This is a genomic window from Acidovorax sp. ST3, assembly GCF_003231145.1.
GTDB lineage: Bacteria > Pseudomonadota > Gammaproteobacteria > Burkholderiales > Burkholderiaceae_C > Acidovorax.
In genome coordinates this window covers 1-653 of the sequence record NZ_QKVP01000056.1, presented here as the reverse complement: position 1 = coordinate 653, position 653 = coordinate 1, and the positions used below count along the sequence as shown (strand labels likewise).

Below are 653 nucleotides of genomic sequence, written 5' to 3'. Positions count from 1 at the left end.
GCGAAACCGATGCCGATGATCTGTTGCAGGTTGGGGCAATTGTCGCTGACGGCCAGCAGGTTGGCGCTGGAAGCATGGTCGACGATGGCGACGCGGGTTTCCGAATCGCACAGGCGGCTCTGCAGGGCTTCGGGGCCGAACAGCGCCGACAGCGGCAGCACCACCGCGCCCACGCTGTAGATGGCCATGTGGGCCACCACGGTCTCCGGGCGTTGCCCCAAAACCACACCGACCCGGTCGCCACGGCCCACGCCCATCTTGACCAAGCCATTGGCCAACTGATTGGCGGCCTCGGCCAGCCGCGCATAGGTCCAGACCTCGCGGTTGCCGGCTTCATCTTCGTAGTAGATGGCGATGCGCCGCGCATCCGGACTACTGGATGCCCAGCGGTGGCAGCACGCTTCCGCTATGTTGAACTGGGTGGGAACCAGCCAGCGGAATGTTTGGTAGAGCACCTGATATTGGTCGTTCATGGCCCTATGTTGTGAGCATGTTGCAGCGTGAACGGGTCAGTTTTTGCCCGTTGCCCCAATTGCAAGCATGACCTAGAGGGCCGTGAACTGCAATATCCGCGTTGCGTAACGGGGACGTATAAGGGTTATCACGGGTGTTTGCCCTGGCGGCGCAGCGCCGACGGCAGCGCCGGCAGGGAC

Annotated in this window: 1 protein-coding gene; it reads right to left on the bottom strand. The window is 62.9% G+C overall.

The features are described from left to right. Positions 1 to 473, bottom strand: a 473-nt coding sequence (locus DNK89_RS23505) for an AMP-binding protein (protein ID WP_153064336.1), incomplete at its 3' end; no start/stop codon positions are given. Positions 474 to 653 lie beyond the last annotated feature (180 nt).